The organism is Cellulomonas rhizosphaerae, assembly GCF_003470205.1.
Lineage (GTDB): Bacteria > Actinomycetota > Actinomycetes > Actinomycetales > Cellulomonadaceae > Cellulomonas > Cellulomonas rhizosphaerae.
Genome location: NZ_QWKP01000223.1, coordinates 105,531 through 130,506 on the forward strand (window position 1 = coordinate 105,531; position 24,976 = coordinate 130,506).

A 24,976-nucleotide genomic window follows, 5' to 3' on the forward strand; every position below is an offset into this window, starting at 1 on the left:
CACCGTAGGAAAGTTCGCGTCCGGTTCGTCCGGGTTTTCCACAGGCCTACTCGGCGATGGCCACCTGCACCCGCCGCAGGCGTCCGGCCTCGACGTAGACGCCGCGTCCCGGCGGGAACTCGGCGCGGCCCATGCGCGGGAAGGGCGTGCGGAACAGGGCGTCGCCGTCCAGGTGGTCGGGCTGCAGGACGAGGCCGCGGCGGCCGGCGCGCACCTCGGCGACGAGCGGCCACGACGATCCCCACGCGCTGGTCTCGGCCTCGGCGACGACCAGGTGGTCGCCTCGTCGGGCAGCGCGGACCACGTCCGTGAGTGCCTGCTCTGCCGGGCCGCCGAGGAAGTCGCTCAGCCCCTCGACGACCACGACGGCCGGCCGGTCGGGGTACGTGAGGGAGGGCAGGATCGCGCGGGCGAGCGACGCGGCATCGTCGGCGTCGAGCGCCACCTCGGTCCAACCGGCCGCCGCGTGGACGGGCGAGCGACGGTGGCCCACGTAGTACCGCGGCATGGCCGGTGACCAGCGGCGCAGCGCCTCGGCCATCGCCCCGAGGGCCGTCGTCCTGCCGCTCCCGGGCAGGCCTGCGAGCACGAACGTTCCGCGAGGCGTGAAGCCGAGCGGTTCGAGGGTGTCGTCGGCGAGGCCCAGCACCGGCAGGCCGTCGACCGCCTCCGGCAGGTCCGCCTGCGCGACGAACGTCGGAAGTCGACGCACGGCCTCCGGCGGGTGGGCCGGCCGCACCCGGGCGGCGAGGTCCGCGAGCGCGCGGGCCTGCTCCGCGGGGCTGGCGTCCCCGCCGGGGACGGCCACCTGGACCTCGTCGACCTCGCCGGAGAACACCCCGCGGCCCGGTGGGGACGCGGGGCCCAGCACGTCCTTGGGGATCCCGAGCACGCCGTACGCGGAGTCGTCGGCCTGCCGGAGCACGAGCCGGCGCGGCACGCTGCCCGACAACGAGGTCGGCAGCGCCCCCGGGCGCTCGACAGACATCGCCACGTGGATGCCGAGCGGCCGACCCTCGACGACGATGCGCTGGAACGCGGCCCACGCGCCCGTCCGCCCGGCATCCGCCTCGTGGGCCTCGCGCAAGGCGGCCAGTCCGTCCACCAGGAGCACCACGCGTGGCTCGTCGGGCCGATCCGCCAGCGCTCGGTACTCGGTGAGCGTCCCCGCGCGGGCCGCGGCGAACCGGGTGGCTCGCTCGTCGAGCTGGTCGCGGAGGCGCCGGAGCAGGCGGACCGTGCGCTCGGTGTCGGCGCCGTCGATCACCGCACCGACATGCGGCAGGACGTCCAGCATCGTGAGACCGCCGGACCCGTGGTCGAGGCCGTAGACGTGGGTCTCCTCCCCGGTCGCCGATGCGGCGACGGTCCGCAGCAGGGTCGACTTCCCGGACCCGCCCGTGCCGAGCACGGCGAGGCAGCCGTCCTCGTCGGGCCGCCAGGACACGACGAGCTGCTCCTGCTGCGCGGGACGGTCGGCGAGGCCCAGCACCATCCCGTCGCGCGCGGCCTCGAGGCCGACCACGGCCGGCAGCTCGGGCAGCCACGGTCGGCGCGGAGGCGGGAGGTCGAGCGCGGCCGCGCGGACGGTCGCCACCACCCGCGCGATGTCCGTGGGGGCGTCGTCGTCGGGCTCGTCGCCCGCGACGGGCGCGACGTCCCAGGGGACGGCCGGGCCGAACGCGAGCGACTCGATGCCCACCGTCGGCCGCCGGGGACCACCGCCCGAGCGTGCGGACGGGTACGCCGACTGGAACATCGACACGCGACCGGGACCCGTACGCACCGCCGCCCGTCCGGGGAGCCCGGGGTCGAAGCCCGCCGCGAGCGCGGAGCCGAGCACGTCGGTCGAGTCGTGCTCATCGGCCATCCGCAACGCGACGCGCAGGTTCGTGTTTGCCCGCAGGTTGTCCTTGATGACGCCGGCGGGCCGCTGGGTCGCGAGGATCAGGTGCAGGCCGAGCGACCGCCCGCGCTGGGCCACGTCGACGACGCCGTCGACGAACTCCGGCACCTCCGCGACCAGCGCGGCGAACTCGTCGACCACGATGACCAGCGCCGGCGGCGTCTCGGGGTCGCCGCTGCGCTCGAGCTCGAGCAGGTCCTTGACGCCCTTGCGGTTGAACAGGTGCTCGCGGCGGCGCAGCTCGGCGCGCAGCGACGCGAGCGCGCGGCGGACCAGGGGCGGTGACAGGTCCGTGACGAGGCCGACGCAGTGCGGCAGGTCCACGCAGTCGGCGAACGCGGCGCCGCCCTTGTAGTCGATGAACAAGAACGTCACACGGTCGGGGCTGTGCGCGGTCGCCAGCCCGAGCACCCAGGCCTGCAGGAACTCGCTCTTGCCCGCGCCCGTCGTCCCGCCCACGAGCGCGTGCGGCCCGTGGGCACGCAGGTCGAGGACGAACTGGCCACCGGTCCCGAGCCCGACGAGCGCTCGCAGCGCGGCGTCGCGCCGCCGACGAACTGGTGGCCCGTGCCGATCGAGGACCGACCCGGTCTCGCGCCACACCTCGAGCACCGCCGACGGGCTCTCGGCGACGGCCGCGCCGGCCAGCGCCACGAAGCCGACGCTGCGCGGGAGGTCGGTCTCGTCGATCACCGGGGCGCCCGAGTCGACCACGCCCGCGAGCCCGCGCGCGAAGTCGGTGGCCTCGCCGGTCCCGACCCGTTCGACCTCGACCTCGACCCGAGACCCGTCCCCGACGGTCCCGACGTGCCACGAGCCGTCGCCCGGACCGGCGACGAAGGCGCGACATGCGGCGGGCAGCCGGTCGACGACGTCGGCGCGCCACAGCACGTGGACCCCGACGGCCGGACCGGTCTCGGCGAGCCTCACCAGGCGCCCAGGGTCGGCGAGGGCGTCGTCCTCGACGACGAGCAGGACCGCAGGCAGCACCCCGCCCGCCGCCGCGCGCGCCGCGACCAGCTCCTCCACGCCCGTGACCAGCACGGATGCGGCCGCCGGGTGGGCGGCGAGGTGTGCGCCGGCGAGCGGGCTGTGCGGGGACTCGACGTGCGGGAGCCACGCCAGCCACTCCCAGGACACCTGGCTGGACGGCGATGCCACCGCCGCGATCACGAGCTCCGCCGGCGAGTGCAGTCCCGCGACCTGCAGGACGAGCGCGCGCGCGACGTCGTCCGACGCGGGTCCCGCGACCCCCAGGGCTCCCACGGCGCGCAGGTCGGCCACGAGCGGCACGCCGGCGACCGCGGCGTGCCGGTCGCGGACGTCGGTGAGCATCGACCAGAGCTCGGCCGTGGCCCGGCCGCGCGCGGGGAGGCGGACCGTCGTGCGCGACGACGCGCTGCCGATGCCGAGGCGCACGGTCAGGAACGCCGCGTGCTCGGGCCGGCGGCACCACAGGACCGGGCTGCGGGTCTGCGCGCCGGACACGACCTCGGCGGTGGACGGCATCTCCGCGAGCCGCGCGGCCCGTTCCTCGTCGGCGGCGAGCTCTCGGTCGAGGGCGGCGACCTCCTCCGCGAACTGCGCAGCCTGCTCGCGCTGGCGCCGCCGGTCGCTGCGTCGTCGGTCGACGAACGTCGCGACCATGATCACGGGGCTCAGTGCGAGGAACACGAGCGTGAGCGTGCTGCGCATGACCGCGAAGAGCGCGACACCGAGGAGCAGCGGCGCGACGAGCACGAGCAGCGGCAGCTTGGCGGGAGTCGGCGGCTCGGGCGGCGTCGGTGCCTCGACCGTGCGCGCCTCGAAGCCCTGGACGAGTCGCGGGGACCGGTTGAACGCCACCACGGCGCTGCTGTCCCGGTCGTCGGGCGCCAGCGGCGTCACGCGGAGCACCGAGTCGCCCAGGAGCACGTAGTCCGAGGGCCCGACGACGACGCGGTCCACCCGTCCACCGCCGACGACGATCCCGTTCGACGAGCCCGCGTCGACGATCTCGACGTGCGCACCGACGAGGACGCGTGCGTGGCTGCGCGAGACCATCGGGTCGTCGATCATGACGTCGCTGCCCTCGCCGCGCCCGAGCGACGCCAGGCCGCGCGGCACCACGACGTCGAGCCCCGCTGCCGGCCCGGTCAGCACCTGCAGCCGCGCGCCGGCGACGGCATCGTCCTGCTCCGGGTCGACGAGCATGACGACCGAGCCGGCGCGCAGTGCCACCTCGGCCGCGACCGCGCCACGAGGCAGCGCCCACCCGTCGGACTCCCCGGCGTGCACGACGCGCAAGGTCGACCCCGGCGGCTCTGCCATCGACCGCGCGAGCGTGTCCGCGACGTCGCCCACGGTCGCGTCGGCGTCCGTCGTGACGACGACGTCGCACGCCTCGCCGCCGCGCAGGACCGTGAGCCTCGTCCGCATCCGACCTCCTTCCGATCGGCGGGACGCTAGCCGCGTTCGCGTCGGCCCGTCGGCGGTTGTCCCCAGGCCGGCGGGCTGTGGACGACGCCGGGGCGCGGTCGGGCGCCGTGGTTACTCTGGCCGCGTGCCCGCCACCAGCAGCGCCGTCGTCGTGGTCGTCTCCGACCGCTCGGCCGCCGGCGTGCGCGAGGACCGGTCGGGGCCCGCTGCGCGCGAGCTGCTCGAGGCGGCGGGCTACGCCGTCGACGTGCGGGTCGTGCCGGACGGCGCCGCCTCCGTCCGCTCCGCCATCGAGGCAGCCGTCGGCTCCGACGTCGTCATCACGTCGGGCGGCACCGGCGTCGGGCCGCGCGACGAGACGCCCGAGGGGACCCGGCCCCTGCTGGTGCGCGAGCTGCCCGGCATCCCGGAGCTGCTGCGCCGGTCCGGCTCCGTCGCCACCGCCGTGCTCTCCCGCGGCCTCGCGGGCGTCACGGCCGACGGCACCGTCGTCGTGAACCTGCCGGGATCTCCCGGTGGCGTCGCCGAGGGCCTCACCGCGGTGCTCCCGCTCCTGCCCCACCTGATCGACCAGCTCGCGGGCGGTGATCACCGGTGATCGCCCGGATCTCCGACGAGCCGCTGGACCTGCTGTTTCACGTGGAACACGTCAGCAGCCCCGTCGCGGGAGCCGTGGCGACGTTCGCCGGGCTGGTCCGCGACCACGACCCCTCCGTCGAGGGCCGGGTGGTCGCGCTCGAGTACTCGGCACACCCCGACGCCGACCGCGTCCTGCGCAGCATCGCCGAGGCCGTCGTGGCGGAGAACGAGATCCTCGGCGTCGCCGTCAGCCACCGCATCGGTCACCTCGAGGTGGGGCAGGCAGCGATCGTCGCGGCGGTGGCTAGCGCGCACCGGGCGGCCGCGTTCGACGCGTGCCGCCGGCTCGTCGAGACCGTGAAGGCCGAGCTGCCGGTGTGGAAGCGTGAGATCCTCGAGGACGGCTCACACGTCTGGGTGGGGATGCAATGACGGCACTCGTCGACCGGTTCAACCGCCCGCACCACGACCTGCGGATCTCGCTCACCGACCGCTGCTCGCTGCGCTGCACCTACTGCATGCCCGCCGACGGCGTCCCGTGGCTGGCGCGCTCGACCATGCTCAGCACCGACGAGATCATCCGCGTGGCCCGCGTCGGCGTCGAGAACGGCATCACCGAGATCCGCCTGACCGGGGGCGAGCCCCTGCTGCGGGTCGACGTGGTGGACATCGTCCGCCGCCTGACGGCGCTGCCGAACGCGCCCGAGGTCTCGATCACGACCAACGCGCTGCGCCTGCCGGCCCTCGCCGCGCCGCTGAAGGACGCCGGCCTCAGCCGCGTCAACATCAGCCTCGACACGCTCGACCGCGCCCGTTTCATGGAGCTGACCCGCCGCGACCGCCTCGTCGAGACCCTCGCGGGCATCGCCGCCGCCGACGCCGCGGGCCTGCGCCCCGTGAAGATCAACGCCGTCGCGATGCGCGGCGTCAACGACGACGAGGTCGTCGCGCTGACCCGGTTCGCCGTGGACCGCGGCTACCAGATGCGCTTCATCGAGCAGATGCCGCTCGACGGCGGCCACACCTGGGACCGCGTGCAGATGGTCACCCAGGCGGAGATCCTCGAGCGCCTGGCCGGCGAGTTCACGCTCACCGAGGTCGAGGGCCGCGGGGCTGCTCCCGCCGAGCTCTGGTACGTCGACGGCGGCCCGCAGACGGTCGGCGTCATCGCCTCGGTCACGGCCCCGTTCTGCGGCGCGTGCGACCGCCTGCGCCTCACCGCCGACGGCCAGCTGCGCGCGTGCCTGTTCTCCGAGGCCGAGGTCGACACCCGCCAGATCCTGCGCGAGGGCGGCACGGACGCCGACCTCGTCGACGCGTACCTGCGCTGCCTCGCGGGCAAGAAGGCCGGCCACGGGATCGGCGAGCCCGGGTTCCATCAGCCGGACCGGCCGATGAGCGCGATCGGCGGCTGACGAGCCCGCCGGACTCACCCGACTCACCGTTCGCCGAGCTCAGCGCCCGCCGAGGAGTGCCTTCCGACGCTCAGCCGCCGGCGAAGGGCGGCAGCACGTCCAGCGTCGCACCGGCCGCGACCAGGTCGTCACCCTCGACGCGCACCCCGTCCGCCAGCAGCGCGCACCGCCCCAGCACCGCAGCGAGCGCCGGGTGCTGCTCGACCAGAACGGCAGCGACCTCACGGGCCGATCCGGCCCGCACCCGCTCAATGTCCACACCGGCCGCCTCAGCCGCAGCCGCGAAGTAACGCACGGTGATCACGCGGAGCCGTCCAGACCGGAGGCCCACTGCGCGGCGTGCTGCTCGACGATCCGCAGGATCCGCTCGACGTCCTCGGGCGTCCCGCCGGCCGAGGCCAGACCTGCGACGAAGAGCGTGACGGGCACCGCGGGCCGCGCGACCTGGTGCGCGACGTCGCTGGCCAGCTCGAGGATGCGATCGATGTCGACCAGCGCGCGGTCCACGCCGATCTCGGTCGTCAGCCGGTCCACCCACAGCGGGAGGTCAGCCCCGGGTGCGCGGCGAGGGTCCTGGCTCATGGTGCTGCTCCGTCGCGTCGGGGGCCGTCGTGGGGTTCGATCGTGCCACGCAGGGACGCGTCGAGGCGACGGACGTCGGACCAGGTGTCGGCATCCGCCCCGAGGTCGCCGACGTCGGGCACGTCGACCAGGTCGAGGCCGGCGACGAGCGACCGCATCGAGGCGCCCGCGGGATCGCCGAGGCGCTCCAGCGCGCCGGCCAGGATGGACCGACGGTAGGCCGCGACGAGGTGCTGCGGCCGACCGTCGGCGACGAGCCGAGCGCCGTCAGCCTCGCCCACCGCGGCGAGCAGCGCGGGCACAGCCTCCGCCCCGCGCGGGACGTCGCAGCCCAGGACCACGACGACCGGGGCCGACGAGGCGACGAGGTGCGCCAACCCCGCGGCGAGGCCGGCGACCGGTCCGCCGCCGGGCGGGTCCTCGAGCACGCGCGCGACACCGGGTCGAGCGACGGGGGGCGGCCCGACGACGACCACGGCCGCGGCCGAGCCGAGCCCGCCGAGCACGTGGTCGAGCAGCGCACGGCCGGCCACCTCGACGTCCGCCTTCACGACGCCGCCGAGCCGCGAGCCCGCTCCGCCGGCGAGGACGACGGCGTCGAACGCCGAGGTCACTCCGGCCGCCGCCAGTCGCCCGACTTCCCGCCCGTCTTCGCCTCGAGCCGCACGTCGGCGATCGACACCGACTTGTCGAGCCCCTTGACCATGTCGACGACCGCGAGCGCTGCGACCGACACCGCGGTCAGCGCCTCCATCTCGACGCCCGTCCGATCGGCCGTCCGCACCGTGGCGGTGAGGTGGACACCGTCGTCCTCGACGGACAGGTCGACGACCGCGCCGTGCACGCCGATCACGTGCGCGAGCGGGAGCAGCTCGGCCGTGCGCTTGGCGGCCGCGATGCCGGCGATCCGCGCGACCGCGAGCACGTCGCCCTTCGGCACGTCGCCCGAGCGCAGCGCCGCCACGACCGCCGGCCCGCACGCGACCCGCCCGGACGCGGTGGCCGCGCGGACGGTCGGCTGCTTGTTCGTCACGTCGACCATGCGGGCGTGCCCGGCGGAGTCGAGGTGGGTGAAGTCGCTCATGTCAGGTCACCTTCAGGACGTGGACGGATGCGCCGACGACGACCTCGTCGACCTCGGCGGGAACGACGGCGAGCCCCTCGGCGAGGGCGAGGCGTGCGACGAGGTGCGAGCCCGAGCCGCGGCCGGTGGCGGGAACCACACGCGCGTCGCCGACGAACCGCACGGGCATGAGCTGCGCGCGCCCCGGAGGCGTGCGCCAGCCCTCGTCGGCCAGGGCCGTCACGGTCGGACGCTCGACGGCCGCGAGCCCGCGCATCCGACCCAGTGCGGGCCGCACGAACATCTCGAACGAGGCGAACGAGCTCACGGGGTTGCCCGGCAGCGTCCAGATCGGCGTGCCGCCGGGCAGCCGGCCGAGGCCCTGCGGCTTGCCGGGCTGCACCGCGACGGGCAGGAACTCGACGCCGGGCGAGTCCGCGAGCGCCGCCTTGACCACATCGAACGCGCCCATGCTGACCCCGCCGGACGTGACCACGCCGTCGACCGAAGGGTCAGCGTCCAGGGAGTGGAGAAGCTCGAGCAGGGCGGCCGGGTCGTCGCTGACGGGGCCGAGCCGGACGGCCACCGCGCCCGCCTCGGTCACGGCGGCCGCGAGCAGCCAGGAGTTGGAGTCGGGGAGCTGGCCACGGCGCAGGTCCGTCCCCGGGGGGACGAGCTCGTCGCCGGTCGAGACGACCGCGATCCGCGGGCGGCGGTGGACGAGCGCCGACGAGCGGCACGTCGACGCGAGCGCGGCGACGTGCGCGGGCCCGAGCAGCGCGCCGGCGGCAAGGACGAGGTCACCGGGGATCGCGTCCTCGCCGGCGCGCCGGATGTGGGCCGCCGGCTCCGGGGCGACGCGGATCTCGACGGTCGTCGTGCCGGCGTCGGTCACCTCGATCGGCACGACGGCGTCGGCGCCGGGCGGGACGGGAGCGCCCGTCATGATCCGGGCCGCGGTGCCGGGTTCGAGGGCGGGCTCGTCGGGCGATCCGGCGGGCAGATCCGCGACCACGCGCAGCACGGCCGGGACCGTCAGGACGTCCGCGCGCCGGACCGCGTAGCCGTCCATCGCGGAGTTGTCCCAGCGGGGCAGCGGCTCGTCGGCCCGCACGTCCTCGGCGAGGACCATGCCGAGCGCGTCGGCCAGCCCGACCTCGACGGCGGGCAGCGGTGCCGCGAGCGCAAGCGCTGCCGCACGATGCTCGTCCAACGCGCGCACGGCGCCCCTTCCACGGTCCGATCAAGCCTGACCAGCGATCCTGCCACGACCCGCCCGCGACCCCGTGGGTCGCTCAGGCTCCGACGGTCGCGGCTCGCCGGGTCAGGTCAGCGCAAGCCAGGCCTGGATGCCGCCCTCGAGGTTGGTGGCCGGGATCCCCGCCGCGCGCAGCACCTCCGCCGCGACCTGCGACCGGCCGCCGACGGCGCAGTGGACGACGACCTCGCGGTCGCGGGGGATGTCGGCGAGCCCGCTGCCGTCCATCACCCGGCCGAGCGGGACGAGGCGTGCGCCGGGGATCGACGTCTGCGCGGCCTCCGCCGGCTCGCGGACGTCGACGAGGACGAGCGGGTCGGACGGGTCGGCGAGGCGCAGGGCGAGCGCGGCGGCAGAGATCGTCGGGACGCGGTCCTCGGGCACATCGGCATCAGTCACAGCAGCATCATCGGGCACGGGACGACGCGACGAGCCCGCCAGCGGAACCTCGCTCCACCGCGCACGCAGCGCGTCGATCACGAGCAACCGCCCGAGCAGCGGCTCGCCGACGCCGGTCACGAGCTTGACCACCTCGGTCGCCAGCACGGACCCGACCTGCCCGCACAGCGCGCCGACCACCCCCGCCTCGGCGCACGATGGCACCTCGTCGGGAGCGGGAGCCGTCGGGAACAGGTCGCGCAGGGTGACGCCCGGGCCAGCCGGCGGCCGCGACCAGAACACCGAGACCTGCGCGTCGAACCGCAGCACCGACCCCCAGACGACCGGGAGGCCGAGCCGCTCGCACGCGTCGGAGACGAGGTAGCGGGTGGGGAAGTTGTCCGTGCCGTCGACGACGAGGTCGAACCCGGCGAGGATCTCAGCCGCGTTCTCGCTGGTCAGACGCACGGGAATGGTCTCGACCCGGACGGTGGGGTCAAGGGCCGCGATCACGTCCGCGGCGCTGTCGACCTTGAGCCGGCCGACATCGGGCGTGCCATGGATGACCTGCCGCTGCAGGTTGGTGAGGTCGACGACGTCGTCGTCCACCACCCCGAGCGTCCCGACGCCCGCCGCCGCGAGGTACTGCAGCACGGGCGCCCCGAGCCCGCCGGCCCCGACCACGCACACGCGAGCGGCCCGCAGGCGGCGCTGGCCGTCGACGCCGATGCCCGGCAGCAGCAGGTGGCGCGAGGCGCGGGCCGTCTGCTCGGGCGTGAGCGGCGGACCGGGTGCGACGAGCGGGATCACGCCCTCAACCTACGACCCGGCCCGGACGCGGTCAGCCGCCGAACTCGAAGAGGTCGCCGAGCCAGGACTCCTTCTTCTTCTTGCGGGGCGGCTGGCCGGACGAGTCGTAGCGGCGGTCATCGGTGTAGCGGCGGTCGTCGGAGTACCGCGCCGGCGCGGGGACGGACGACGGGGCCGACGACGGCGCCCGGTCGATGATCTTGTCCAGCTCGCCGCGGTCCAGCCACACCCCGCGGCACGTGGGGCAGTAGTCGATCTCCACCCCCTGCCGCTCGGACATCACCAGCTCGGCCTGGTCGACGGGGCAGCGCATGGCATCGTCCTTCCGGTGGGCGGGCGACGACGCGACGCCGTCACCGATCCCAACGCGCGACCCGGGCGTCAGGTGCCCGACGAGCGCCCCAGTGACCCCTGCCACACCACGATCCGGTCCACGGCCTCGCGCACCACCTCGACCGACGACGCGAACGACAGCCGCACCCAGCGGTGCCCGTCCACGGGGTCGAAGTCGGTCCCGGGCGTGAGCGCGACGCCCGCCTCGTCGAGCAGCCGCGCACACCACGTGATCGAGTCGAGGCCGGACGACGAGATGTCGGCGTAGAGGTAGAACGCGCCGTCGGCGGGCGCGACCCGCGACCACCCGAGCTCCGGCAGCCGCTCGAGCAGCAGCGAGCGCGACGACGCGTACCGGGTCACGTTGTCGCGCGCGGCCGCCATCCCGGGGGCCGAGAACGCGGCGACCCCGGCGTGCTGGGCCAGGGCGGGCGGGCACAGCGCCACGTTCCCTGCGAGCGCGTCGACGGGGGCGACGAGGTCGTCGGGCAGGACGAGCCACCCGAGGCGCCAGCCCGTCATCGCCCAGTACTTGGAGAACGAGTTCACGACGACGGCGCCGCGGTCGAGGTACGACGCAGCCGTCGGCACGGACCCGTCGGCGTAGACGATCCCGTGGTAGATCTCGTCGCTGATCAGCCGCACACCGTGCTCGCCGCACCACTGCGCGAGCGCCTCGAGCTCGCCCGCGTCGATCATCGTGCCGGTCGGGTTGGCCGGGCTCGCGATGACCAGGCCCTCGACCGGCTCGTCGAGCGCCTCGAGCTGGGCGACCGTCGGCTGGTACCGCGTCTCCGGACCGCACGGCAGCTCGACGACCTCGCAGCCGAGCGCGCGCAGGATGTTCGTGTACGCGGGGTACCCGGGCCGGGCCAGGGCCACGCGGTCGCCCACGTCGAACGCGGCGAGGAACGCGAGCAGGAAGCCGCCCGACGAGCCCGTCGTCACCGCGACGCGCGCGGGGTCGACCGAGAGCCCGTACCAATCGGAGTAGTGCTGGGCGATCGCCGCACGCAGGCCCGGAGCGCCGAGCGACTCGGTGTACCCGAGGTCCCCCGCGGTCAGCAGCTCGATCGCCCGGTTCCGCACGACGTCGGACGCGCCGGTCGAGGGCTCGCCCGCGCACAGGTTGAGCACGTGCTCCCCGGCGGCGCGGCGCGCGTTGGCGGCGGCCAGGATCTCCATCACGGCGAACGGCGGGACGTGGGCTCTCGCGGCGACCTTCACGGGCGCCATTGTTCACCCCGGGCGGCTAGTCAGCCGGGCGGTAGCGCAGGCCGTCGAGCACGATCCGCAGCGCGCGCTGCGTCTTGGCCGGGTCGCGCCAGTCCGGCGCGGCCATGCAGACGCCCGAGACGGCGCGCAGCACGTCCATCGTCTCGACGTCGTCCCGGATGCCGCCGTCGGCCTGGGCCGCGTGCAGCAGGGCGTCGCCCGACGAGGTGAGACGGTCGTGGACATCGGCGAACACGTGCGACGCGTCGTCACCCAGAGCGGAGCGCAGCGCGCCCGCCAGCCCACGCTTCGAACCCGCGTACGCGACGAACTCGAGGAGCCAGGCCTCGAACGCCGCGCGCGGCTCGAGGGACTCGGCCAGCCGGGCGCCGGAGGCGCAGAGCTCGTCGACGTTGTGCCGGTAGACGGCCTCGATGAGCTCGATCCGCGTGGGGAAGTTCCGGTAGAGCGTCCCGACGCCCACGCCGGCGCGGCGGGCGATCTCCTCGAGCGACGCGTCCGTGCCGGCCTCGTCGAACATCTCGCGCGCCGCCGAGAGCAGCTTCTCGCGGTTGCGGGCGGCGTCGGCGCGCAGGGGTCGAGCGGTCGTCGTCGCGCCCTGCTGACCCACGTGCCCTACCTCCACCACGCATCGGAAACCGTGAACACTTGCGTAACCGGAGGCGGCCTCCGTATAGTTCTTAACCGGAGGCTCTCTCCACTTCCCCCAATACTACGCCGCGGAGGCCCTCGTGTCCGCACCCTCAATCTCCGCCGCCCGGCTCGCCTCTCCGCGACTCGTGCTGGCCGCCATCCTCACCACGCAGCTCATGCTCGTGCTCGACGCGACGATCGTGAACGTCGCCCTCCCGGACATCCAGCGCTCGCTCGGCTTCACCGCCACGGGGCTGTCCTGGGTCATGAACGCCTACACCCTGGCCTTCGGTGGCCTGCTTCTCCTCGGCGCCCGCGCCGGTGACATCCTCGGCCGCCGCCGCATGCTCCTCGCCGGCGTCACGCTGTTCACGCTGGCCTCGTTCGTCGGCGGCTTCTCGCAGTCGCCCGGCCAGCTCCTCGCCGCCCGCGCGGTGCAGGGGATGGGCGCGGCGCTCGCCGCACCGTCCGGCCTGGCACTGCTCATGGCCCGCTTCCCCGAGGGCCGCGAGCGCACGCGCGCCATCGGCTACTACTCCGCCGTCTCGATCGGCGGGTCCGCACTCGGCCTCATCGCCGGCGGGATGCTCACGCAGTGGGTGTCCTGGCGCTGGGTGCTGTACGTCAACGTGCCGATCGGCATCGCGCTGATCGTCGTCGCCCGGGCCGTGCTGCCCGAGACGCCCCGTCACCGCGGCCGGTTCGACCTGCTCGGCGCCGCCACCTCCACGATCGGCATGACGTCCCTGGTCTACGGCTTCGTCCGTGCCGCCACGGCCGGCTGGTCCGACCCGGAGACGCTCGCCGCGTTCGGCGTGGGCGTCCTGCTGCTCACCGCGTTCGTCCTGGTCGAGCTGCGCGCCGAGTCGCCGATCACCCCGCTGCGGCTGTTCGCCGACCGCACGCGCTCGTCGGCCACCGTGGCCCGCCTCCTGCTGGTCGCCGGGATGATGGGGATGTTCTTCTTCCTCACCCAGTTCCTGCAGGACGTGCTCGGCTACTCGCCGCTCGCCACGGGCGTCGCGTTCCTGCCGCTGACGATCATGCTGTTCGTCATGTCCCGCGTCAGCGCGACGCTCATGGCGCGGGTCGGGATGCGGGCGCTCATGGTCGGCGGCCTGACGATGTCGACCGCCGGTCTGCTGATCCTGTCCCAGCTCTCGGCCGACTCGAGCTACCTCGCGGTGCTCGTCCCGCTGCTCCTGTTCGGCGCGGGCAACGGTCTCGCGTTCGTGCCGCTCACGGCAGCCGGCCTGGCCGGCGTCGCACCTCAGGACGCGGGCGCGGCGTCCGGGCTGGTGAACGTCAGCCAGCAGGTCGGCGGCTCGCTCGGCCTCGCGATCCTCGTGACCGTGGCCAGCGCCGGGGCGCGTGGTGCGACCCCCACGGGGACGACCGCCGCCGAGATCGCGCAGCACGCGTTCGTCGTCGGGGCCGACCGGGCGTTCTTCGTCTCGGCACTGTTCCTCGCGGCGACCGTGATCCTGCTGGCGATCACCATCCGGCCGGCCAGGGCCACACAGGCCGCGCCGGTGCAGGAGCCGGAGCTCGCGCTCGTCGACTGAACCACCAGCACGGCAGAAGGGGCCCGTCCGCGGGTCCCTTCTGCGCGTCTCAGGCCAGCGCTCTCAGGCGAGGGCGATCCGCACGTGCTCGACGATCCCGTCCGCCGCCGCCTCGATCTCCGCGAGGCACCGCTCGAAGTCCCCCGGCCCGCCGTACCAGGGGTCGTCGACGTCAGGCGCGTCCGCGGTGGGGTCGAAGCTCCGGAACATGACCGGCTCGCCCCCGAGCCGCTGCAGCGCCCGCGCGTGCTGCGAGGTCATCGCCAGCACCAGGTCGCGCGACGGCAGGTCCGAAGCACTCACCTGCCGCGCGTGGTGCCCCTCCCCGGTCGGGTAGCCGTGCCGCGCCAGAACCGCCCGAGCCCGGCGGTCCACCGGGTTGCCGTGCTCCTCGTCGCTGATCCCCGTCGAGTCGACCTCGACGTCCAGCCCCGCGGCCTCGAACCGCGAGCGCAGCACGATCTCGGCCATCGGCGAGCGGCAGATGTTCCCCGTGCACACGGTCATCACGCGGTAGATCATGCGGCGTTCCGCACGAGCAGGACGCCGACGCCGCCCGTGAACGTGATGCCCGCGAACGAGTCGGAGCGGGCCACCTCGCGGAAGCCGTGCCGCAGGTGCAGGTCGAGGGACGGGCCGTTGGTCGCGTTGATCACGCTGCCCAGCATGTCGGACCGCGGCGCCGCCCACCCGATCAGGTCCAGGAGCAGCCGCTCCCCGATGCCGTGGCGCCGAGCGGCGGGCGCGACCGTCAGGCCGGACACGTAGAGGCCGTCGGGCACGTCGTCGAACCCCGCCCACGGGGCGGCCATGCCCCACCCGACGACGCCGTCGGACACGGCAACGACCACGCGCCGGTCCGGTTCGACCACCCACGCCGGGACGCGCGGTCCGAAGGCCACCGGCCCGCGCGAGGCAGCAACGGCCAGGATCCCGTCGACGTCGGACGGCACCGCGGCCCGCAGCACGACCGCGGGGTCCGGCACCCCGTGCCGGTCCGGCTCGTAGTCGGCGAAGCGGCTCACCGACCCATCCTGAGGTGCCGGGCGCGCCCTGGTCGAGCGCGCCCGGCACCGGCGGGCTCAGCGCACCCGGACCTTGTGGGTCGCGGTCACGCGGAGGTAGGACGAGGAGCCCTCGTAGGTCGCGGTGACCGTGGCCGACCTCGACAGCTTCGGCAGCGTCACGGAGACGCGGCCGTTCGCGACGGTCTTGGTCGCAACCTTCTTGCCGTTGACCTTGACCGTCACCTTGCCGGTCGGGGTCGTGGCCCCACGGACGGTCACCGTGACGACCGGACGCGCGTTCTTCTTCACGGTCCACGACTTCGCGGTGATCGCGACCCTCGGCTTGGCCTTGGCCACGGTCACGGAGGCGGCCGACGAGGAGGACCCCGCGACCGTCGTCGTGCCCGCGTACACCGCCGTGAGCGCGTGCTTGCCGACCGCGAGCGTGCGCGGCAGCGTCACCGTGACCTTGCCGGACGCGAGGCGACCGGTGGCGATCGTCTTCCCGCCGTCGCGGATCGAGACCGTCCCGGACGCCGCCCCGGTCACGGTGACGGTCGCCTTCGCGGCGGAGCCGTACGCGACCTTCGTCGGCGCGATGCGCAGCGCCGTCCGGCTCGTCGCCTTCGCGACCGTGACGGAGACCGCGGCCGACGACGACCCCGACCAGTCCTCGGCCGACGAGACGAACGTGGCCGTCAGCGCGTGCGTGCCGACGCCGAGCGCGAGGCTTGTCGTGGCCCGGCCCGCGGTGACCGCGGCGGTACTGAGGACGCGGGTGCCGTCGCGGAACGTGACCGTGCCCGTGGCGGCCGGGGTCACTGTCGCCGTGAGCGTCTGCTTCGACCCGTAGGTCAGCGCGCCGGTGACGGCCAGGCCGGTCGACGTGGCCACGGCACCGAACACGTGGGCCTTGCTGCCGAGGCGCAGGAAGACCGTCTCGCCGGTCGCGTCGAGCACGCCGTCGTTGTCCGTGATCGCGTACACCTGGCCGTCGATGCCGATCGTCAGGCCCTCGAGCTTCTCCTGCGTCCAGCCCGCGGTGCCCCGCAGGTCGGGCAGCACGTCGTGCGCGAGCTTCTTGGTCAGCGGTGCGACCGCGCCGGGCGCCGGGTCAGCCGGCACGTCGACCGTGTAGATGCGCTTGACCTGGGCGTTCGGGCCGTTGAGCTTGTCGCGCTCGATGACCGCCAGGGTGTCGGCGTCGACCGCGACGACCTCGGAGAGGCCGAGCCAGTCGCCCGTCGTGCTCGTCGTCTCGAGCGGGTAGGCGAACCAGGCCCACGCCTGGGTCGCGACGTCGTACCGGCCCAGGCGCGCGGAGCCCGCGAGGCCGCCCGGGTCCGTGGACAGGCCACGCTGCAGCGCGACCCAGACGTGCTCGCCGGACGCGTCGTCGACGGTGGTGACGCCCTCGATGCCCCACTTGTCGAGGCCGGCAGCGACCTCGGCGGGAAGGGACACGTGCTCGAGCACCTCGCCGGCCGCGGAGGTCCGGACCAGCTGGTTGGCCGCTCCGGTCGCCCCCTCGACACCCAGCCAGAAGCCGCCCGCGGGACGGGACGCGATGCCTTCGACGTCGAGCGTGACGCCCGCGCCGGCCTCGGTGACCCGCACCGCACGGTCGACGACCGCCGGCGTGGAGCTCACGTCGAGCGAGAGCAGGCGCGTGTCGGTGTAGGCCGCGTCGGTGGCGGACCACAGGTGCGTCGGGTCGCTCCGGTCCGGCGTCAGGGCGCCGAGCGCGCCCCAGCCGATCGGGTTGCCGGCGCTGTCGTCGGCCGAGACGACCGACGGGAACGTGGCCGGCGCGTCGGCGTACGCGGCGCCGCGACCGAAGACCGAGACCGACGAGCGCACGTTCTTGGCCGCGTCGTCGGTCTCGCTCGAGACCAGCAGCAGGTCACGCGAGGGGATCGGCAGGATGCCCTCGGGGCCGTTCGTCGTGGCCAGGACCTGCACGAACGCCGGGTTCAGCGCGTCGCTCACGTCGTACACGGCCACGAAGTTGGACCGCTCTGAGCCGACGAACGCGTACGGCGTGCCGCCGAGGGTCGCGACGGCGAGGCCCTCGATCTCCACGCCCTTCTTTGCGGCGCGGTCCTCGGAGTGCAGGCCTGTGCGCACGGCGAGGCGCTCGGGCGTGTTCCCCGCGTCCCAGACCGGCAGCCCGGTCGTCGTGTCGAAGACGGACCAGCCGCGCGTGCCGCCCTTCCAGTCGCCCTCGTTCGCCGTCGCGATGTGGGTCGCGTCGAGCCAGGCGACCGCGTCAGGCTCGCGCGGGGTGGCCGGGATGGACCCGGTCTGGTTGATCACGCCGTCCTTGGCCACGTCGATGCCGCTGACCGCGACCGACCCGGCGCTGAACACCTTGGTCACCGCACCCGACGCGATGTCGATGAGCGCGACGCCGTTGTTCTCCTGCAGCGTCAGCGCGACCGTCGAGCCCGTCGGGTCGATCGCCACGTACTCGGGCTCGGGGTCCGAGGGGGTGTCGACGCCCGCGAGCGCGGCCTCGGTCAGGTCGACCTTGCGCAGCTCCCAGTCCGCCGGTGAGTTCTTGGAGGGCAGGTCGAGGAGCTGGACGAAGCCGCCCGGCGCCTGGGGCAGGTCGCCCTTCTTGCCGCCGGTCGGCTTGAACTCCTCGTCGCGCTGGTTCTCGATGGCGATCGCGGCGTGCGTCTTGTCGGGCGAGAGCACGATCGAGTCGGGCTGACCGCCGAGGTCGAACCGGCGGACCACGCCGTGGGTGGCCAGGTCGACCACGACGAGCTTGCCGCTGGGCTCCGTGAAGGTCTCGGACGTGTCCACGACGACGAGCACGTACCCGCCGACGACGGCGACCGAGGTCGGCTCCGCCTGCGCGCCGACCTTCAGGTCCGCGGCAAGGTCCAGCGTGCCCTTCCCGACGGGGTTCGCCGGGTCGGTGATATCCACGAAGCCGATCCGGCGCGCGAGCGCATCGGTGTGGATGAACGTCTTTCCGTCCTCGCTGACCGCGGAGATCTCGGCGACCGTGGGGTCGGCGGCTGCCGCGGTCGCGGGGCGGTTGAGGTAGACGGGGTAGGTCGCCAGGCGGTGGAACGTCTGGTCGGCGGCCGGCGCGGTCCAGCCCGCGGCGGACCACCCGGGGGTGGGTGCGTCGGCGGCGTGCGCGACGAGCGCACCGCCGAGGGTCGAGACCGCGGCGACGGCGAGCGTCGTCGTCACGGCGGTCAGGGTGCGGCCGCGACGACGCGGGGGCACAGGCAGCATCGAGTTCCTCCAGGTGACGGGGGTGTCGGTCGAGGTTCTCGGCCCGCGGTGTCGTCGGGCGGAAGTCCGGCGGAAGAGCGGGTGAACACCGGCGGTCGAGCCGACTTCCCAGACGCGACATAAACGCGATATATTCGGTGCCGAACATTCGAGATCGAGGAGGAGACGTGGCCCGCACCCGCACCAACCCGTTGGCGCTCGCCGTCCTCGCGCTCCTCTGGGAACGCCCGATGCATCCGTACGAGATGTCGATGACGCTGCGCGAGCGGCGCAAGGACGAGTCCGTCCGGCTCAACTTCGGCTCGCTCTACTCGGTGGTCGACTCGCTCGTGAAGCACGGGCTCATCGAGGCGGCCTCCACCGAGCGCGAGGGGAACCGCCCGCAGCGCACGATCTACCGGATCACCGACGCGGGGGCGACCGAGGCGGTCGACTGGATGAGCGACCTGGTGCGCACCCCGGTCAAGGAGTTCCCGCAGTTCGAGGCCGCGCTCTCGTTCCTCCCGCTGCTGCCCCCCGACGACGTGGCCCGGCTGCTCCGCCTGCGGCGCGCGACGCTGGACCGGGACATCACGGTGCTCGCCACCACGGTCGACGCCGCGACCGCCCAGGGCCTCCCGGCGATATTCGCGATCGAGGCCGCCTACGAGCTGGCCATGCTGCGCGCCGAGCTGGCGTTCGTGGACGGGCTCGCCGCCGCCATCGCCGACGGCACCCTCGGCGGCGTCGACATGTGGCGCACGTTCCACGCGCGCTCGACCGACGGCCGCATCGATCCCGACGAGCTCGCCGCGGCCATCGCCCCCTACCTGGAGGGCGGCTGACCCCACACGTCCCGGGCAGGTCCCGGGCACAAGACCGGCCCAGGTGCGGCAACACCCGGGCCGATCGACGACGAACCGACCGGGTTCCCCCGTGCGATCCGCTGCACGCTCAGCATAGGTGGGCCCCGGTCGTCACCCCCTCCCGTCCGGGAGAGGGCGAGAAGCGACCCGAGAAGGCGATCACCCATGCCATCGACACCGGCCATCGAGGCCGACGACCTCGTCAAGACCTACCCCGGCGGCCGCGGCCGCCCCGACGTCCGGGCCCTCGACGGGCTCACCCTCACGGTGCCCGCGGGCACCGTGCACGGCCTGCTCGGCCCCAACGGCGCCGGCAAGTCGACCACCACCAAGGTGCTCACCACGCTGTCCACACCGACCTCGGGCACGGCCCGGGTCGCCGGGCACGATGTGGCACGCGAGGCGGGCGAGGTGCGGCGGCGCATCGGCTACGTCTCGCAGGGCACGGGCGCCGACCCGCTGCTGACCCCGCGGGAGAACCTCGTCATGACGGGCCGCCTGCGCGGGCTCGGGCGCTCGGCCGCCGCGGACCGGGCGACCGCCCTCGTCGACCGCTTCGGCCTGACCGAGCTCGCCGACCGCGGCACGGCCAAGCTGTCCGGCGGCACGCGGCGCAAGCTCGACGTCGCGCTCGGGCTCGTCGGCTCGCCCCAGGTGCTGTTCCTCGACGAGCCGACGACGGGCCTCGACCCCGAGGCGCGCGCGGCCATGTGGGACGAGATCCGCCGCCTGTCCGGCGAGGACGCGCTCACGGTCCTGCTCACGACGCACTACCTCGAGGAGGCCGACCGGCTCGCGGACGGGCTGAGCATCGTCGACCGGGGCAGGGTGGTCGCGGCGGGGACGCCCGACGAGCTCAAGGCCACGCTGGCCGGCGACACGCTCACGGTGGACCTCGTCGAGCCGGACGCCGACGTCGTCCGCGCCGTCGCCGCGGCAGTTCCGGGCCTCGGCGAGGTGCTCGTGCACGTCGAGGGGCCCGCCGGGCGCCTCGTCGCGCGCACCCCGGACGGGCCGCTGCTCGTCGGCCCGACCATCGCCGCGCTGCAGGCCGCCGGCGTGCGCCACGGCGCCGTCGCGGTCTCCCGGCCCACCCTGGACGACGTCTACCTGCGCCACGCCGGCCGCTCGTGGACCTCGGCCGACACGAGCTCGACGGGGGTGGCCCGATGAGCGCCACGTTCGCCACCCAGCTCGACCAGGTCACCCGCCGCTGGGTGACCGGCGCGATCCGCCAGCCGTGGGGGCTCGGCGTCGCGATCGTGCAGCCGGTCATCTGGATCGTGCTGTTCGGCAACGTGTTCCAGTCCGTGGGGCAGGTCCCCGGGTTCGGGCACGACGACTACCTGTCGTTCCTCGTGCCCGGCATCCTCATGATGACCGTCCTGTACTCCGGCGCCTGGGCCGGCACCGGCTTCATCGACGACATCCGCTCGGGCGTGATGGACCGGATGCTGTCCTCGCCCGTCTCGCGCCCCGCGCTCGTGCTGGGCCAGCTCGTCCAGCAGCTGCTGATCTGCGTGGTGCAGGGCGTGATGGTGCTGGTGATCGGCGCGCTCGCCGGCGCGCACTACGCGGGCGGCGTGCTCGGCATGGCCGTGGCGCTGGGGGCGTCGGTGCTGCTCGCGGCCGCGTTCTGCTCGCTGTCGGCCGCGGTCGCGCTGCTGGCCCGGGACCAGACCGCGCTGATCGGCATCTCGACGATCGTCGTGCTGCCGGCGACGTTCCTCTCGACCGCGCTCATGCCCGTGCAGCTGCTGCCCGACTGGGTCGCGACCGCGGCGAAGTTCAACCCGCTGACGTGGGCCACGTCCATCGCGCAGACCGCGATGTCGCCGGACGTCGACTGGGGTGTCGTGGCGACCCGCTCGGCGTGGCTCGTCGTGCTCGCGACGATCGTCGCGTGGTGGTCGCTGCGCGCCATGCGCAGCTACCAGCGCTCGCTCTGAGCCGTCGGTGAGGCGCGCCCCGGCCGTCACCTGAGACGATCGGGGCGTGCCCCACACGGATGCCCACGCCCACGCCGCCGACCTCGCCGACTTCGTCACCGCGTCGCCCTCGTCGTTCCACGCCGCCCACGAGGTGGCCCGCCGCGCGATCGCCGCGGGCTTCACCGCGCTCGACGAGTCCGCGGAGTGGCCGACGGGGCCGGGCCGGCACGTCGTCGTGCGCGACGGCGCCGTCATCGCCTGGGTGGTCCCGCCGACCGCCGGCCCGACGACGCCCGTCACCGTGCTCGGCACCCACACCGACTCCCCGGGCTTCAAGCTCAAGCCCACGCCCGACGCCTCGCGCGCGGGCTGGCGCCAGGCCTCGGTCGAGGTCTACGGCGGGCCGCTGCTCAACTCCTGGCTCGACCGCGAGCTGGCCGTCGCCGGCCGGATCGCGACCCGCTCCGGGGAGCACCTGGTGCGGACCGGGCCGCTGCTGCGCATCCCGCAGCTCGCGATCCACCTGGACCGGCAGGTCAACGACGGACTCACGCTCGACAAGCAGCGCCACACCCAGCCGGTCTGGGGGCTCGGGGACGCGCCCGGGCTGCTCGCGGCCGTCGTCGGCGACGTGTGCGACCCGGCCGACGTGCTGGGCTGGGACCTCACGCTCGTCGACACCCAGGCGCCGCGGACGTTCGGGGCCGACGACGAGCTGTTCGCCTCCGCGCGCCTGGACAACCTGCTCTCCACGCACGCCGCGCTCACGGCCCTGCTCGTGGCAGGCGAGACCGACACGATCACCGTGCTCGCGGCCTTCGACCACGAGGAGGTCGGCTCCGAGACGCGCTCGGGCGCGGCCGGGCCGTTCCTGTCGGACGTCCTGGCCCGGATCCGCTCCGGCCTGGGTGCCGACGCCGAGCAGGCGCACCGGGCGCTCGCGTCGTCGGTCTGCGTCTCGAGCGACGTCGGCCACTCCGTGCACCCGAACTATGCCGAGCGCCACGACCCGACCACCGTCCCGGTCGCGGGAAGCGGCCCGATCCTCAAGATCAACGCGAACCAGCGCTACGCGACCGACGCGGTCGGCATCGCGCTGTGGACCGACGCGTGCGAGCGCGCGGGCGTGCCGAGCCAGAGCTTCGTCTCCAACAACGCCGTTCCCTGCGGCTCGACCATCGGGCCGATCACCGCGACCCGGCTGGGCCTGCGGACGGTCGACGTGGGCGTGCCGATCCTGTCGATGCACTCCGCGCGCGAGTTGACCGCGGTCGTCGACCCCTGGTACCTGACGCGCGCGATGTTCGCGGTGCTCAGTCCCTCGCGGTGAGCACGACAGGCCCGTCGCGGGTGATCGCCACGGTGTGCTCGGCGTGCGCGGCGATCGAGCCGTCGGCCGTGCGGATCGTCCAGCCGTCGGGGTCGATCACGTAGCCGTCGCCGCCGGCCATGAACCACGGCTCGATCGCGATGACCAGCCCGGGGTTGAGCTTGAGGCCCGTCCGCGCGCGGCCCAGGTTCGGCACGTGCGGGTCCTCGTGCATCGTGCGGCCGACGCCGTGACCGCCGAAGTCGGCGTTGATCCCGTAGCCGCCCGCGCGGCCGATCTTCCCGATCGCCTCGGAGATGTCGCCCATCCGACCGCCCGGCTTCGCGGCGGCGATGCCGGCCGCGAGCGCGCGCTCGGTCGTCTCGATGAGCTTCGTCGCCTCGGGCGTCGTCGTGCCGATCTGGAACGTCAGCGCCGAGTCCGCGACCCAGCCCTGCACCTGCGCGGCGAAGTCGATGCTCAGCACGTCGCCGTCCCGCAGGACGTAGTCGCTGGGCAGCCCGTGCAGCGCGGCGTCGTTGACCGACGTGCACAGCACACCCGGGTACGGCATCGCGCCGAACGAGGGGTGGTAGCCCAGGTACACGGAGTGGGCGCCCGCCGCGTCGATCATCTGGTGCGCGTGCCGGTCCAGGTCCTTCAGGGTCATGCCCTCGCGCGCGATGTCGCGCAAGGAGGACAGGACGCTCGCGATGAACTTCCCGGCAGGGCGCATCGCGTTGACTTCGGCGGGTGTCTTGAGGGCCACGGCCCCACCCTGCCAGACACCGAGCAGGAAACAGCCCGTGGGCTGGGCCCCTTGTCAGGGCCCCGCCGCGAAGGACGAGGTCGCGGCTCCCACGGGCTGCGGTGACTGCCGAGTATTCGCTCGCCGCCCTGCCGGAGTGGTCCGGCGGAGCATGCGGGCGGATCAGCAATCCGTCCGAGTACTCGGGCGACTAGCGGGCAGTCACCTCACGCGTCCAAGAAGACTTCATGTCTCAGACCACCTCCTTCCAGTGTCCTTCGACCGTACGTCCGCCGCATGTGACGTGCCAAGGGTTTTCTCCGACGGGGAACACCGGCCCGCAGGGCGAGGTTGCGAGGTGCCATGACCACCATCGGAATCATCGGCAGCGGCCACATCGGCGGCACGCTCGCTCACCTCGCCGTCCAGAACGGCTACGACGTCGTCGTCTCCAACTCCCGCGGTCCCGAGACGCTCGTGGACCTCGTCGCCGAACTCGGCGACCGGGCCCGCGCCGCGACCGCCACGGAGGCCGCCGAGGCAGGCGACTTCGTCGTCGTCAGCGTCCCGTTCCTCGCCGTCGACCAGGTGCCCGTCGAGCAGCTCAAGGGCAAGGTCGTCATCGACACCAACAACTACTACTGGGAGCGCGACGGCCACCACGAGGCCATCGACTCCGCGTCGACGACCTCGGCCGAGGTCCTCGCCGAGCACCTCGGCAACGACCAGGTCGTCAAGGCGTTCAACCACATCCAGTCCGACCACCTCGGATCGCAGGGCAAGCCGTCGGGCACGCCCGGCCGCCGCGCGCTCGCGATCGCGGGCGACTCCCCCTCCGCGAAGGACCTGGTCGCCGCGTTCATCGAACGCATCGGCTTCGACGTCGTGGACGCCGGCGCCCTCGCCGAGGGCTGGCGCTACCAGCGCGACCTGCCGGCGTACGGCCCGGAGCTGGACGCTGCCGGTCTCACCGAGGCGCTGGCCGCCGCCACGCGCTGACCCCCCCGGACGCATCCCGCCGCACTTGTGACGGACGTGGCCTCCTGAGCACTCGATCGAGTCTCAGGAGGCCACTCCTGCACCAGGTACAGCGGGATCGGTCGCGGTCCGCGCCCCGGAGGGGAACCCTGGAGAGATGGACACCCCTCCGCGCGCCATCCCGAACACGCACGAGGGCCTCGAGTTCTCGATCTCGGCCGCCGTGCTCGAGTCCCGCGACGCCAACGCCCTCGCCGACTTCTACGAGGCCCTGCTCGGCTGGGTCCGCATCCACGACGAGCCCGGCTGGGCGATGCTCCGCCCGCCGCAGGGCGGCCCGGGCCTCTCGTTCAGCAGCGACCCGCTCCACGAGCCGCCGGTCTGGCCCGCGAACGCCGGGCACCAGCAGATGCAGCTGCACCTGGACGTGCTGGTCAGCGACCTGGCGCGCGGCGTGGAGCACGCGCTGGCCAGCGGCGCCCGGCTCGCGGAGTTCCAGCCGCAGGAGCACGTGCGCGTGCTGCTCGACCCGGCCGGCCACCCGTTCTGCTTCTTCGACGAGAACGGGTAAGCCCGGGTCTGCCTAGTCGGCGCCGGGTACTCGATGCCCGGTCGTGGTCGCCACGGCATCGAGGAGACGTTCGACCACGTCCCGCTGGTCGGCTGTAGTCCCGGCCTGGTCTCGCCCGCGAAATCGCCTGACGGCCTTGTCGAGGGCAACTGACGC

At 74.1% G+C, this 24,976-nt stretch carries 24 protein-coding genes; 10 read left to right on the forward strand and 14 right to left on the reverse strand.

What is annotated here, in order from left to right; all coding sequences use genetic code 11:
• Positions 1-46: 46 nt before the first annotated feature.
• Positions 47-4,324: an FtsK/SpoIIIE domain-containing protein gene (locus tag D1825_RS17640; RefSeq protein WP_118768723.1), complete on the reverse strand. Its 4,278-nt coding sequence runs from the start codon at positions 4,322-4,324 to the stop codon at positions 47-49.
• 124 nt (positions 4,325-4,448) lie between these two features.
• On the opposite strand from D1825_RS17640, the gene D1825_RS17645 reads away from it, so the two are divergent.
• The 3 genes from D1825_RS17645 to moaA are packed head-to-tail and all read left to right on the forward strand — an operon-like array spanning position 4,449 to position 6,318.
• Positions 4,449-4,922 carry a MogA/MoaB family molybdenum cofactor biosynthesis protein gene (locus tag D1825_RS17645; protein ID WP_233549971.1) on the forward strand — a complete coding sequence of 158 codons (474 nt, stop codon included), beginning with the start codon at positions 4,449-4,451 and terminating at the stop codon, positions 4,920-4,922.
• The gene (locus D1825_RS17650; RefSeq protein ID WP_118768724.1) at positions 4,919-5,335 is read left to right on the forward strand and encodes a molybdenum cofactor biosynthesis protein MoaE; all 417 of its coding nucleotides are present in this window, start codon (positions 4,919-4,921) and stop codon (positions 5,333-5,335) included. The genes D1825_RS17645 and D1825_RS17650 overlap by 4 nt, the downstream gene beginning before the upstream one ends.
• Positions 5,332-6,318: a GTP 3',8-cyclase MoaA gene (gene moaA / locus D1825_RS17655; RefSeq protein ID WP_118768725.1), complete on the forward strand. Its 987-nt coding sequence runs from the start codon at positions 5,332-5,334 to the stop codon at positions 6,316-6,318. Before D1825_RS17650 ends, moaA begins: the two co-directional genes overlap by 4 nt.
• A gap of 70 nt (positions 6,319-6,388) precedes the next feature.
• On the opposite strand, the gene D1825_RS17660 is transcribed toward moaA, so the two are convergent.
• The 9 genes from D1825_RS17660 to D1825_RS17700 all read right to left on the reverse strand — a co-directional run bounded on the left by D1825_RS17660 (position 6,389) and on the right by D1825_RS17700 (position 12,588).
• Positions 6,389-6,622, reverse strand: a complete 234-nt coding sequence (locus D1825_RS17660) for a MoaD/ThiS family protein (RefSeq protein ID WP_118768726.1) — start codon at positions 6,620-6,622, stop codon at positions 6,389-6,391.
• Positions 6,619-6,900: a DUF6457 domain-containing protein gene (locus tag D1825_RS17665; RefSeq protein ID WP_118768727.1), complete on the reverse strand. Its 282-nt coding sequence runs from the start codon at positions 6,898-6,900 to the stop codon at positions 6,619-6,621. The genes D1825_RS17660 and D1825_RS17665 overlap by 4 nt, the downstream gene beginning before the upstream one ends.
• Positions 6,897-7,514 carry a molybdenum cofactor guanylyltransferase gene (gene mobA, locus D1825_RS17670; RefSeq protein WP_199721636.1) on the reverse strand — a complete coding sequence of 206 codons (618 nt, stop codon included), beginning with the start codon at positions 7,512-7,514 and terminating at the stop codon, positions 6,897-6,899. The genes D1825_RS17665 and mobA overlap by 4 nt, the downstream gene beginning before the upstream one ends.
• On the reverse strand, positions 7,511-7,984 hold the full coding sequence (gene moaC, locus D1825_RS17675; protein ID WP_118768728.1) for a cyclic pyranopterin monophosphate synthase MoaC: 474 nt from the start codon (positions 7,982-7,984) through the stop codon (positions 7,511-7,513). The genes mobA and moaC overlap by 4 nt, the downstream gene beginning before the upstream one ends.
• Before the next feature lies 1 nt (position 7,985).
• Positions 7,986-9,185, reverse strand: coding sequence for a molybdopterin molybdotransferase MoeA (locus tag D1825_RS17680; RefSeq protein WP_118768729.1), 1,200 nt, complete (start codon positions 9,183-9,185; stop codon positions 7,986-7,988).
• Positions 9,186-9,287: 102 nt separating this feature from the next.
• A complete protein-coding gene (moeB, locus tag D1825_RS17685; protein ID WP_456064391.1) occupies positions 9,288-10,406 on the reverse strand; it encodes a molybdopterin-synthase adenylyltransferase MoeB in 1,119 nt (372 codons plus the stop codon).
• 34 nt (positions 10,407-10,440) lie between these two features.
• Positions 10,441-10,722, reverse strand: coding sequence for a TFIIB-type zinc ribbon-containing protein (locus D1825_RS17690; protein WP_118768785.1), 282 nt, complete (start codon positions 10,720-10,722; stop codon positions 10,441-10,443).
• 68 nt (positions 10,723-10,790) lie between these two features.
• Entirely contained in the window at positions 10,791-11,969 is a 1,179-nt protein-coding gene (locus tag D1825_RS17695; RefSeq protein ID WP_118768786.1) for a pyridoxal phosphate-dependent aminotransferase, read from the reverse strand.
• Between the two features lie 25 nt (positions 11,970-11,994).
• Complete coding sequence (locus D1825_RS17700; RefSeq protein ID WP_233549972.1) at positions 11,995-12,588, reverse strand: TetR/AcrR family transcriptional regulator; 594 nt, start codon at positions 12,586-12,588, stop codon at positions 11,995-11,997.
• A gap of 121 nt (positions 12,589-12,709) precedes the next feature.
• On the opposite strand from D1825_RS17700, the gene D1825_RS17705 reads away from it, so the two are divergent.
• Positions 12,710-14,176, forward strand: coding sequence for an MFS transporter (locus tag D1825_RS17705; RefSeq protein WP_233549973.1), 1,467 nt, complete (start codon positions 12,710-12,712; stop codon positions 14,174-14,176).
• A 63-nt stretch (positions 14,177-14,239) separates the two neighbouring features.
• On the opposite strand, the gene D1825_RS17710 is transcribed toward D1825_RS17705, so the two are convergent.
• From D1825_RS17710 to D1825_RS17720, 3 genes are read right to left on the reverse strand one after another with little or no spacing between them, the layout of a single operon-like run.
• Positions 14,240-14,698 (reverse strand): low molecular weight protein-tyrosine-phosphatase, encoded by a 459-nt coding sequence (locus D1825_RS17710; protein ID WP_118768731.1) that lies wholly within the window; start codon positions 14,696-14,698, stop codon positions 14,240-14,242.
• On the reverse strand, positions 14,695-15,201 hold the full coding sequence (locus D1825_RS17715) for a GNAT family N-acetyltransferase (protein WP_118768732.1): 507 nt from the start codon (positions 15,199-15,201) through the stop codon (positions 14,695-14,697). Before D1825_RS17715 ends, D1825_RS17710 begins: the two co-directional genes overlap by 4 nt.
• A gap of 57 nt (positions 15,202-15,258) precedes the next feature.
• Entirely contained in the window at positions 15,259-18,393 is a 3,135-nt protein-coding gene (locus tag D1825_RS17720) for an esterase-like activity of phytase family protein (RefSeq protein ID WP_233549974.1), read from the reverse strand.
• A gap of 212 nt (positions 18,394-18,605) precedes the next feature.
• Here D1825_RS17720 and D1825_RS17725 point away from each other — a divergent pair, with 212 nt between their 5' ends.
• From D1825_RS17725 to D1825_RS17740, 4 genes are all read left to right on the forward strand, one after another.
• Entirely contained in the window at positions 18,606-19,262 is a 657-nt protein-coding gene (locus D1825_RS17725; protein WP_233549975.1) for a PadR family transcriptional regulator, read from the forward strand.
• Positions 19,263-19,448: 186 nt separating this feature from the next.
• On the forward strand, positions 19,449-20,456 hold the full coding sequence (locus D1825_RS17730; RefSeq protein WP_118768734.1) for an ABC transporter ATP-binding protein: 1,008 nt from the start codon (positions 19,449-19,451) through the stop codon (positions 20,454-20,456).
• Positions 20,453-21,232, forward strand: coding sequence for an ABC transporter permease (locus tag D1825_RS17735; RefSeq protein ID WP_118768790.1), 780 nt, complete (start codon positions 20,453-20,455; stop codon positions 21,230-21,232). Before D1825_RS17730 ends, D1825_RS17735 begins: the two co-directional genes overlap by 4 nt.
• 46 nt (positions 21,233-21,278) lie before the next feature.
• On the forward strand, positions 21,279-22,544 hold the full coding sequence (locus D1825_RS17740; protein WP_118768735.1) for a M18 family aminopeptidase: 1,266 nt from the start codon (positions 21,279-21,281) through the stop codon (positions 22,542-22,544).
• On the opposite strand, the gene map is transcribed toward D1825_RS17740, so the two are convergent.
• The gene (gene map / locus D1825_RS17745; RefSeq protein WP_118768736.1) at positions 22,528-23,292 is read right to left on the reverse strand and encodes a type I methionyl aminopeptidase; all 765 of its coding nucleotides are present in this window, start codon (positions 23,290-23,292) and stop codon (positions 22,528-22,530) included. The two genes, D1825_RS17740 and map, sit on opposite strands and share 17 nt — an antisense overlap.
• 342 nt (positions 23,293-23,634) lie before the next feature.
• On the opposite strand from map, the gene D1825_RS17750 reads away from it, so the two are divergent.
• Together D1825_RS17750 and D1825_RS17755 are read left to right on the forward strand one after the other, a co-directional pair.
• A complete protein-coding gene (locus tag D1825_RS17750) occupies positions 23,635-24,270 on the forward strand; it encodes an NADPH-dependent F420 reductase (protein WP_118768737.1) in 636 nt (211 codons plus the stop codon).
• Positions 24,271-24,406: 136 nt separating this feature from the next.
• Entirely contained in the window at positions 24,407-24,820 is a 414-nt protein-coding gene (locus D1825_RS17755; protein WP_118768738.1) for a VOC family protein, read from the forward strand.
• Positions 24,821-24,976 lie beyond the last annotated feature (156 nt).